This is a genomic window from Mesorhizobium sp. (assembly GCF_004962925.1).
GTDB lineage: Bacteria > Pseudomonadota > Alphaproteobacteria > Rhizobiales > Rhizobiaceae > Mesorhizobium.
Map to the genome: position 1 here is coordinate 3,512 of NZ_SUEO01000181.1, position 9,174 is coordinate 12,685.

The 9,174-nt window shown below is 63.6% G+C and carries 12 protein-coding genes; 5 read left to right on the top strand and 7 right to left on the bottom strand.

Features of this window, described 5'->3' with window-relative positions:
* From E5W87_RS27050 to E5W87_RS27065, 4 genes are all read right to left on the bottom strand, one after another.
* Positions 1–355, bottom strand: a 355-nt coding sequence (locus E5W87_RS27050) for a hypothetical protein (RefSeq protein ID WP_292404609.1), incomplete at its 3' end; no start/stop codon positions are given.
* A 22-nt stretch (positions 356–377) separates the two neighbouring features.
* On the bottom strand, positions 378–536 hold the full coding sequence (locus E5W87_RS27055) for a hypothetical protein (RefSeq protein WP_292404611.1): 159 nt from the start codon (positions 534–536) through the stop codon (positions 378–380).
* Between the two features lie 133 nt (positions 537–669).
* Entirely contained in the window at positions 670–1,464 is a 795-nt protein-coding gene (locus E5W87_RS27060; protein WP_292404613.1) for a cyclopropane-fatty-acyl-phospholipid synthase family protein, read from the bottom strand.
* Positions 1,465–1,474: 10 nt separating this feature from the next.
* Positions 1,475–2,848: a cytochrome P450 gene (locus E5W87_RS27065; protein ID WP_292404615.1), complete on the bottom strand. Its 1,374-nt coding sequence runs from the start codon at positions 2,846–2,848 to the stop codon at positions 1,475–1,477.
* A 297-nt stretch (positions 2,849–3,145) separates the two neighbouring features.
* Here E5W87_RS27065 and E5W87_RS27070 point away from each other — a divergent pair, with 297 nt between their 5' ends.
* Positions 3,146–4,051 carry a dienelactone hydrolase family protein gene (locus tag E5W87_RS27070; RefSeq protein ID WP_292404617.1) on the top strand — a complete coding sequence of 302 codons (906 nt, stop codon included), beginning with the start codon at positions 3,146–3,148 and terminating at the stop codon, positions 4,049–4,051.
* Here E5W87_RS27070 and E5W87_RS27075 read toward each other — a convergent pair whose 3' ends face one another.
* On the bottom strand, positions 4,052–4,957 hold the full coding sequence (locus tag E5W87_RS27075; protein WP_292404619.1) for a DMT family transporter: 906 nt from the start codon (positions 4,955–4,957) through the stop codon (positions 4,052–4,054).
* 89 nt (positions 4,958–5,046) lie between these two features.
* Between E5W87_RS27075 and E5W87_RS27080 the strand changes: the two genes are divergently transcribed.
* Positions 5,047–5,526, top strand: a complete 480-nt coding sequence (locus E5W87_RS27080) for an Lrp/AsnC family transcriptional regulator (protein WP_292404622.1) — start codon at positions 5,047–5,049, stop codon at positions 5,524–5,526.
* A 42-nt stretch (positions 5,527–5,568) separates the two neighbouring features.
* On the opposite strand, the gene E5W87_RS27085 is transcribed toward E5W87_RS27080, so the two are convergent.
* Both E5W87_RS27085 and E5W87_RS27090 read right to left on the bottom strand, forming a co-directional pair.
* Positions 5,569–5,766, bottom strand: coding sequence for a hypothetical protein (locus tag E5W87_RS27085; RefSeq protein ID WP_008876617.1), 198 nt, complete (start codon positions 5,764–5,766; stop codon positions 5,569–5,571).
* Positions 5,767–6,015: 249 nt separating this feature from the next.
* Positions 6,016–6,504 (bottom strand): thioesterase family protein, encoded by a 489-nt coding sequence (locus tag E5W87_RS27090; protein WP_292404644.1) that lies wholly within the window; start codon positions 6,502–6,504, stop codon positions 6,016–6,018.
* Positions 6,505–6,602: 98 nt separating this feature from the next.
* Here E5W87_RS27090 and E5W87_RS27095 point away from each other — a divergent pair, with 98 nt between their 5' ends.
* From E5W87_RS27095 to E5W87_RS27105, 3 genes are all read left to right on the top strand, one after another.
* Complete coding sequence (locus E5W87_RS27095; RefSeq protein WP_292404647.1) at positions 6,603–8,015, top strand: FAD-linked oxidase C-terminal domain-containing protein; 1,413 nt, start codon at positions 6,603–6,605, stop codon at positions 8,013–8,015.
* 101 nt (positions 8,016–8,116) lie between these two features.
* Positions 8,117–8,638 (top strand): hypothetical protein, encoded by a 522-nt coding sequence (locus tag E5W87_RS27100; RefSeq protein WP_292404649.1) that lies wholly within the window; start codon positions 8,117–8,119, stop codon positions 8,636–8,638.
* Positions 8,639–8,740: 102 nt separating this feature from the next.
* Positions 8,741–9,174, top strand: a 434-nt coding sequence (locus E5W87_RS27105) for an AsmA family protein (RefSeq protein ID WP_292404651.1), incomplete at its 3' end; no start/stop codon positions are given.

A 9,174-nucleotide genomic window follows, 5' to 3' on the forward strand; every position in this document is an offset into this window, starting at 1 on the left:
CGGCCTGCTGGATCAGCGTCGTGCCGGCCTGGCGGATCTGCGCCATGTTGAGGCCCGACGATTCGAGCGCCGCGACGCCGTTGACCAGCGCGCCGGTCTTGGTGCCGAGAACACCGCCCAGCGCGCCCTGCAGCGACGACAGCAGGCCTCCACCGGAGGCCGCGCCGGGAGCCATGACATCATATTTCTGGGCCAGCCCATCGGCTCCCGGGATCTTGGCGAAGAAGCTGGACAGGGTCGTGCCTTCCGCCTCGTGCTCGAGCACCGAAAAAATGATGCCAACGACCTTTTCCGTCGTTGGCTGGTCAAGGCCGGCTTTCTGGGAGACGGCGTCGACGATATTCTGGACGTCCATGATTTCCCCTCAGCCTCGGGTTTCAGTCGCTGGTCTTCGAGCGGCCATCGGCAGGCCGACGTCGGTTGCTGCGGACCTTGATCATCGATCGCTTGGTGGCAGCGAAGGCGGCGAAACGCAGCGCCAGCACGGCGGCGGCAAGCGCGAATATGCTTGCGAGGATCGGGGTGGGGAAGGTCATCGGTGTTTTCCTTCTTGTCAGAGCCAGCAGAGGTAAGCGAGGTCACCACCTACAGCTTTCCTTTATATTGTGTCAGGATCGTCAAGATTTGCCACCAATTACAAGAAAGTGATGACGGCCTGGCGCGATCGCGTTACGGCTTTCGCGCCGAGACCAGCAGATAGGCCTTGGCGACAGCGCCGAAATAACCAGCGATGAGCCGGCAGACGATGGCGGTGCCGAGGCTGGACTTCAGGCTCATGGTGCCTTTCGCCCGTTCCGACGCCGGCCACGCGACGAGGCTGCGGCGGAAGCCGCCAAGGCAATTGTCGGTGGCGTCTTCTACCTTGACGTCCTGAAAACCGGCCACGCCGAACAGCGACCGGTAGGAAGCAATGTCAGCGACCAGATTGGCCTTCGGCACGCCAAGGCGGTCAGAGATTGCAGAGGTGAAGCCCCGAAACAGGATGTCGGACAGCACCAGCGCCCCGCCGGGCTTGAGCACGCGGAAGGCTTCCGCGACGAAAGCCGCACGCGTATCGAAATGGAAGGCCGCCTCGACGCAGATGACCGCGTCGAAGCTCTCGTCGGCGAAGGCGAGCTTGACGGCATCCATCTGCAGCACCGTTGCGCCGGGAGCGTTCTGGCGCGCCGTCGCAACCTGGGCGGCGGAGATGTTGATGGCGGTGACGACCTCCGGCGGATAGGACAGCAGCAAGCGTTTCGTCGATGCGCCGAGGCCGCAGGCGACGTCGAGGATGCGGTCGCCCTTCTTCGGTAACCGCGCCAGCAACATGTCGACAAGCGCTTCGCTGGCTTCGCGCTGCGACGCGGCGCCCGTCGCCCAGTAGCCGAAATTGTAGAATCCGCTGCCGCCGTAGTAGCGGCGCTGCTTGCTGCTCTTCATGACCCGGTCGTAGATGCGGATCATTTTCTGCTGTGCGGCCATTGGCAGTTTCCTATGTCAGTGCCGGGATCACGACGAGCTCGCGGAACCGGCCGGTCGCCCGGCCCGAACGGGCAGCCTCGCCGCGCTGGCGTATGACTACGTCGACCTTGCCGATCGGCGCCAGGGTTACTCTGGTGCGGTAGGCGATCCGCGCTGCCGGCGACAGCTCTACCGAGCGCTTCGACAGGATGGTGGCCAACGCGATCTTCATCATCTGCAGGCCAAACGTGACGCCGGGGCACATGTGGCCGCCTGCGCCGAAAACCGTGTACTGGAACGGCGATGGCCGGATTGTGGCCCAGCGGTCCGGCCGAAAGCTGTCGGGATCGGGATAGAGCGATGGATCGCGGTTGATCGTCATGGCGCTGATCAACACCAGATCGCCGCGGGTAATCGGCTCTGCGCCCAGTATCGTCGTCCTGGTCGCCCTGCGCATCTGCAAGGGCACGGGCGGGAAAAGCCGCATCGCTTCCCTGATCGTTGCGTCGAGCAGCGGCAGCGTGCCGATCCGGTCCATTGTCGCAGGCCCGCCGTCGGTTGCCGCGTCGATCTCCGCGACCAGTCCTGCCATGGCGTCCGGATGTTGGGTGAGCAGGATCACGGTCCAGGCCAGCGCGTTCTGGCAGGTGTCATAGGCAGCGCCGAAGACGAAGCTGACGATGCCGCCGATCAGTTCGACCGAGGGTGGCTTGCCCGCCTCGTCGGTGTTGTTGACGAGGATCGACAGGATGTCCTGCGCGTCCTTGTTGCCGCGCTTTTCCTCCGCCCAGGAAAGGATGGCGCGTTCCTGACTCTCGGCCTCGCGGAGCCAGCGGAAGAAAGCGGGAGTGGGGACGATCCAGCTCGCCTGCATCGCCCGCGCAATCATCTCGGCGATCGGCATGGCGCGCCGGTGGTCGTCGCCGAAGAGAAGGCCGATCGCCAAATGCTTGGCCATCGTCTTTGCGGCCTCTGTCAGCGGAAAGGCGGCGCCGAGCGGCCAACTCGCGACCTGTTCAGCGGCGATCCGCGCCATCTCAGGGCTCATCGCCATGACGGCTGGTCGCTTCAGCGGCGGTGCGAAAAGTTTGCGATAGTGCTCATGACGTTCGCCGCGCAGTCTCGTCATGCCGTAGGACAGGCGTTGTGAGGCGCCCGACCTCTTGCTGGTCGCACTGATCTGGACGTTGCGCCAAGTCTCGGTATCGGACAGCATGGTCTTGTAGAGCTCGGCATCGGCGATCATGAAGACGCGGCGCGGCTTTGCCGCGGTCGAGTGCGGGTAGTCAGCGCGGATGAAAAGGCCGAAGGCGCGATGCGCGTTACGCGCTGCCGTCAGCGGCTCGACCGCGAAACGGGCCATCAGCCCGAGCGTGCGCCATTTCCCCACTTTGTATGCCAGCATGCCCCACCCCAAGCTCGACATAGCCGCAAGCTTACGGATGTCCCCTTGGGCATCCTACAGTATCAGCCGGGAAAACCGGAAATCGATTTTCGGGGCCTGCTATGCGCAATTTCTATACGCCTGTTCAAAGACTTATGGCCCCTTCGAGCATCGCAGGGGTACACGGTATTGAAAGAAATCGCTTTGCCGGCCATCGGCCATGTTGTGGCCGCCGTCTCACCTATCCGTGACTGGACCATGCCGGCTTCTACCCTATGTTGCGCGGCGGGAGGATTTCCCGAAGCCGAGGAGAGCGCCATGACGAAACCGAGCCCTACCAGCCCAGCCGTCACGAGACCCGCCATTACCCAGGCGATGATCGACGCCTATGACGAATACACGCATCTGACGCTCGACCGGCGGCGCTTCATGGAACAGTTGACCAGGCTTGCCGGATCAGGTGCGGCGGCCGCCGCAATCGCACCACTGCTGGCAGCGAATTCGGCCCGGGCGGCGATCGTTGCCGAGGACGATTCACGCGTGACGGGAGAGGACATCAGCTACCCCGGCAGCGGTGGCGAGATGAAGGGCTATCTGGTCAAGCCGGCCGGCCAGTCCGGCAAGCTAGGCACCGTCATCGTCGTGCATGAGAACAGGGGACTCAACCCGCATATACGCGATGTGGCTCGGCGCGTGGCGCTGGAAGGGTTCGTGGCGCTTGCCCCGGACTTCCTGTCGCCGCTCGGCGGCACGCCGGCCGACGAAGACAAGGCGCGTGACCAGTTTTCCAAGCTCGATCCGGCACAGACCATCGCCAATGCGGTCGCAACGGTCGCTTTCCTCAAGGGCTACGCGGATGGCAACGGCAAGGTCGGTGCGGTCGGCTTCTGCTGGGGCGGCGGCACGGTGAACACACTGGCTGCCAACGCGCCGGATCTGGCTGCCGCCGTCGCCTATTACGGCATGCAGCCGAAGGCCGAGGACGTGCCGAAGATCAAGGCGGCGCTGCTGCTGCATTATGCCGGGCTCGACACCCGCATCAATGCCGGCATCGACGCCTTCAGGAAGGAACTCGATGCAGCCGAGGTCGAGTACACGATCTACGTTTATGAAGGCGCCAATCATGCCTTCAACAACGACACATCAGCGGCTCGCTACGACAAGAACGCGGCGGATCTCGCCTGGGGCCGGACGAGCACTTTCCTCCGGGAAAAGCTTGCCTGATCAGGTATTTGCCGGTTTGTGAAAAGCGACGCCGGCCACTACCAGCGCGATGCCGAGGCAATCGGTGGGGCTGGGTATCTGGCGAAGCACAATGACGCCGATCAGCGTGGCGGTGACCGGCAGCAACGACAGCATCAGCGCGAAGCTCGATCGCGGCAGCCGCGACATGGCAAGCTGGTCGCAGATATAGGGGATGACCGACGAGCAGATGCCGACGCCGATGGCGGCGATGAGCAGCGGCGGCGCCGAGAAAGCCGGCAGCGCATCGGTGAAGCCGATCGGCAGCACGATAAGCAAGGCGACCGCCATGGCGGCACCCAGGCCGGCTATGCCGTCGCCGGCGCCGGCGCGGGCGATGCGGTGGCCAAGCACGATGTAGCCAACGAACAGCGCGCCGTTGAGGAAGGCCCAGAACAGGCCGATTGGGTCGCTTGACCATTTGACGTCGATCAGCAGCAAGGTGCCGGTGACGGCGACGGCAAGCGCGCCGAGATTGCGCGGGCTTCTGACACCGACCAGCGCGACGCCGATGGTGCCGACGAATTCGATCGCTGCGACCAGCGAGATCGGCAAGCGGTCGAGCGCCAGGTAGAAGGAGCAATTCATCGCGCCGAGGCAAGCACCAAAGGCGAGAAGCAGCAGCCGTGTCGGCCGGTCGGCGCGGGCAAAGACCGTCCACGGCCGGGTCAGCGGCGCGAAGACAAGGGCGGCGCTGGCGATGCGCAGCCACGCCATGCCGAGCACGCCGACATGCGGGAAAAGCAGCACGGCGAACGCCGGCCCGAGATAATGGAACACCGCGCTGACCCCGAACCAGACATGCGGCGGCAGGGAGGTCGCCAGCTTGCCAAAGGCCGGGCCGGCGAGGGAAGGCATTGCTGCGGGGGCTTGTGCTCGATCTTCCATGCGATCATTATCGCAGGCAATCTTTGCGGTTTATATGGATAATGATCAGCCAAAGAGGCCATTGGTTTCCCAATGCCAAGGAGTTTTGGTTGAAACGCCTTCGAAGCGAAAATGCCGACCTGGATGCGGCTGATCTGAAAATCCTGCGCCTGCTGGAAAAGGATGCGCGCACCAGCACCGCCGAACTTGCGCGCTCGGTCGGCCTGTCGGCGCCGAGCGTGGCCGAACGCATCCGGCGACTGCAGGAGAGCGGGGTGATCGAGGCCTATACGGTGCGTATCAACCCGGCCGCGCTCGGCATGAAGTTGTCGGCATGGCTGCGGATCAGGCCGGTGCCGGGACAATTGGCTATGGTGGCCGAGATCATCCGCGACTTGCCGGAAATCGCCCAGTGCGACCGGGTGACCGGCGAGGACTGTTTCATCGCGCTGGCGCATGTCGGCTCGGTGGCCGAGCTCGAACGGGTGATCGACCGCATCATTCCGTTTGCGATGACCAACACCGCGATCATCCAGTCGTCACCGGTGGTGGCGCGTTCGCCGCTGGGGGCGCTTAAGGGGCCGGCTTGATTCTCAGGAAAGGGGCAGTGCTAGGCTCGGCGTGACTTCCGGTCAGGCATGCCCGCGTTTCGAGCGCGCCTGTTTCAGTATGGCGCGCCAGCGGATCATGGCGAAGGGGATCGGCTCGTTGTTGTTGGCGATGTGAAAGATCTCGTTGTTGAGGTTCTTCAGCGAGCGCCAGAAATCATAGTCGCTGATGCGTGGGTCGGCCGCCAGCCTGTCCGCCTCGACCTTGATGTCGGTTTTCATGCACGTTCCCCGAACCGCTTCCGCCCAGCCGCCCGTATCGCAACTCGATAGGGACGGTTTTCGACCGCCGTACTGAGTCGTTCAACGCCTCAATTCGGCTTGTTCACGTTAAAACCTCGGTAAGGTTAACGGCGGTCGGGTCGCGGTTCAAGCCAGCTTGCGACGAATGGCTGTCAGTCAACAGCGGATAGTGGCTTTAGGGCAACGACACGCATGAAAACAACGGCTTAGCATGCCCTCGGAACATCTTTAACCGCGGCGCGCCTTGATGCCGATCGAACGGCCGGCGCGCTCCGGCATCGGCAGCGCGGCATGAGCGGCGCGCATGGCCTCGATTTTGGCCAGCACATCGGCCGGAAAGGGCGCCACTTTCGGTCCGGACATGTCGACATGCAGCGACAGCGATTCGGAAGTGGCAGCGAGCCAACCGTCGACATGGCGGATTTCCTGATAGGCTCTCAGCCGCTTTTCGTCGTGATCGAGGAGCTGGAAGGAGACTATGACCTTGTGGTTGAGATGCAGCTCCCTGACATAGCAGACATGGACTTCGGCCGTGTAGATGGTCAGCCGCCGCTGCTTCACATACTCCTCCATCCCCATTCCCATCATTTCGAACGCTTCGTCGGAGCAGCGATCGAACAGCACGTTGTAATAGGCCATGTTGAGATGGCCGTTGTAGTCGATCCAGTCCTTCTCGATGACCATGGCATGAGAGACGAAGGGGGCGGGGATGGGCATCGAAAACTTCCTTCTCGCTGGACAGAGCGTGGTTGGTGAGATTACGCATCCATAAATGAATAACGAGAGTGGGCGCTGGTCCATTCGCGGAGGAATCGATGGCTCTGAGCGACCTCAATCCGGTCGAGCGCAATGAAGAAGGGATCGCCGCCGTGCTCGGCATCCTCAAGCAGCGGCTGGGCGAGCGGTTCCAGACCGGCGAGGCGATCCGCGCCCAGCACGCGCATACCACCACCTACATTCCGACCCAGGCGCCGGATGGCGTGGCATTTCCGGAGACGACGGCGGAGGTGCAGGAGATCGTGTCGGCCTGCGCCTCGCACCGCGTGCCGGTGATCGCCTTCGGCGTCGGCTCCTCGCTCGAAGGTCACACCAACGCCCCGGGTGGCGGCATCTCGCTGGACACGTCGCGGATGAACCGCATCCTCGCGGTCAATCCGCAGGATCTCGATTGCACGGTCGAGCCCGGTGTGACGCGCGAGGATCTCAACCGGTACCTGCGCGACACCGGCCTGTTCTTTCCGATCGATCCGGGCGCGAATGCATCGCTTGGCGGCATGGCGGCGACGCGGGCATCGGGCACCAATGCGGTGCGTTACGGCACGATGCGCGAGAACGTGTTGTCGCTGACGGCGGTGATGGCCGACGGTGAGACGGTGACGACCGGCAAACGCGCAAAAAAGAGCTCGGCCGGCTACGATTTGACGCGGCTCCTGATCGGCTCGGAAGGCACGCTCGGCATCATCACCCAGCTGACTCTGAAGCTGCAGGGCATTCCGCAGGCGATTTCCGGCGGCGTCTGCCCGTTTCCCAGCGTCGAGGCGGCCTGCAACGCGGTGATCGCGACGATCCAGATGGGCATCCCGGTGGCGCGCATCGAACTGGTTAACGCGCTGCAGATGCGGGCGATGAAGAGCTATTCGAAGCTCGACTATCCCGAAAGCCCATGCCTGTTCGTCGAATTCCACGGCAGCGACGCCGGTGTTGCCGAACAGGCCGAGACCTTCGGCGCGATCGCGGAGGAATATGGCGGCGGCCCGTTCCTGTGGACCAGCGTCGCCGAGGAGCGGACAAAACTGTGGAAGGCCAGGCACGACGCCTACTGGTCGTCACTGACGCTGCGGCCGGGCGCCAAGGGGCTGTCGACCGACGTCTGCGTGCCGATCTCGCGCTTTGCCGAATGCGTCACGCAAACCGAGGCCGACATTGCCAAAATGGGGCTGATTGCGCCGATCGTCGGCCATGCCGGCGACGGCAATTTCCACGTGCTGGTGCTGATGGACGCGGATGACCCGAAGGAAATCGCGCAGACGGAAGAATTCGTAGCGCGGCTGAACATGCGGGCGATCGGCATGGATGGAACCTGCACCGGCGAGCATGGCATCGGCCAGGGCAAGGTCGGGTTCCTGCGCCACGAACTCGGCCATGGCGTCGACATCATGCGCACGATCAAGCAGGCGCTAGATCCGCAGAACATTATGAACCCTGGGAAGATACTGCCCGCCGCATAGTGAATGAAGATCGAAATGGTGCTCGGCTTGACCGCACCAGCATTTGGATCGAGACTCCACATGAGGTTTGAGGCAGGCAGGCGTCACGGAGGAATGGTGTCATGGCGATTTCACGCAAGGAAGAGGCGCGGGCACTAAGCGCCGACGAGCACGGGCTGGTCGAGAAGTCGCATCACCCGGCGGTGCAGGGCCTTGCCGACGCTGAGCTTGCCGGCCTGGTCAAGCTGTTGCGGGAGCGGCGCGACAAGGCGCAGAGCGAGGCGCATCGCCGCCGCCGCGAGATACGCGGCAAGGGTGCGCCAAAAGGAGCCGTCGCCTCGAAGGCCGACGGAGGTTCGCAGTTGAAGCTCGAGGTTCTGGCGATGGCCATGCGGCGGCTCAATGGCGAGGCCGAACGCCGCCGCCAGTTGGCGGCGCGTGTTTCGCTGGTCGAGAATGCACGCAAGGTGCTGTCCATGAAGCAAGGCGCTGCGGCAGACGGTCCCGAGTTCAACACGCGCACCGCGCACAAAGGCATGCGGGCGGTGGTGAACCAGAGGGCGCCGAACCTGGTTCGGCCGATGGAACTCGGCCGACAGCGCAAGGCGGCCAAGGTGGCGCAGGCAAAGCGCGACGCACGCTGAGTTTCCGCGCGCCGGATGCCGGCCGGTTTGAGAAATTGCCACTTTATCGACACGCGGATGCGGGTAGAGTGCGGCTGATTTCAATCAACTGCTTCGGAGCTGATGCTCGCACGCCTGTTCGTGATCTTCGGTGGCCTTTTCGTGCTGGTGCTGTGTGCGGCGCTGGTGGTGCCGTACTATATCGACTGGACCGGCTACCGTGCCGATTTCGAGCGCGAGGCGAGCGCCATTCTGGGCCGCAAGGTAACCGTTCAGGGCGATGCGACGGCAAGGCTGCTGCCGTTTCCCTCAGTGACCTTCTCGAACGTCACCGTTGCCGGCGGTCCTGGCGGCCAGCCGGCAATGACCGTCGAGACCTTTTCGATGGATGCGGAACTGGCGCCCTTCCTGAGCGGCGAGGTGCTGATCTTCGACATGCGGCTGGTGCGGCCGAAGGCGACGATCGACATTGCCGCCGACGGCACGGTCGACTGGGCGATACGCCCGTCGTCGCCCTTCGATCCCGGCCAGATCTCGATCGAGAAGCTGACGGTGAC